Raw genomic sequence first — 587 nt, 5'->3', positions numbered from 1 at the left:
TGCAAGCCCCCTGAAGGCCCAAGGCCCTGGTTGCACAGAGACCACACCATATCAAGATCCACTCCCCGCGAGGACGGTTTCCAGCCCGGGAAAGATCGGTAAATGGCCTGGTAGATAGGCAAAAATGACCCTTCGGTCCGATAAGTCCCAACGCCTGCGCGAGGGGGCGGATCGAGAGTGGCTGCGGGTGCGCCGAGTGCGCGGCCCGGACGCCTAGCCGACGGTCGAATCATGCTCCTCCGCGGCGAGCAGACTGCCCGGCCGCAGATCGGTCCAGTTGGCATCGATGTAGTCGATGCATGCTCTTCGCGTGTCCTCGTTGTGAGCGATGGACCAGCCCGCCGGCACGTCGACACGGGCCGGCCAGAGCGAATGCTGATTCTCTTCGTTCACCAGCACCATGAAGCTGGCATCGGAGTCGTCAAATGGATTGGTCACCGTGTCCACCTCTCGATCGATTCGACGAAGTGTGATGCACACCATTAGCTGAATCGAGCGCCTCACAGGCTTCGTTACTCCATGCTAGGCGCGGCAAACGCGTCGCCCCATCCGCTGCCGAGGCTGCGAACGGGGCGATCCGGACATCG

General features: G+C 62.2%; 1 protein-coding gene. It reads right to left on the bottom strand.

The genetic code is table 11. The features are described 5' to 3' along the window. Positions 1-213: 213 nt before the first annotated feature. Entirely contained in the window at positions 214-438 is a 225-nt protein-coding gene (locus tag ERC79_RS00405) for an MbtH family protein (protein ID WP_278249716.1), read from the bottom strand. Between the last annotated feature and the right edge of the window lie 149 nt (positions 439-587).

Origin of the sequence: Rhodococcus sp. ABRD24 (assembly GCF_004328705.1) — a bacterium.
Lineage (GTDB): Bacteria > Actinomycetota > Actinomycetes > Mycobacteriales > Mycobacteriaceae > Prescottella.
Note: the sequence above shows the minus strand (reverse complement) of the source record. Positions and strands in the feature narration are given on the sequence as shown.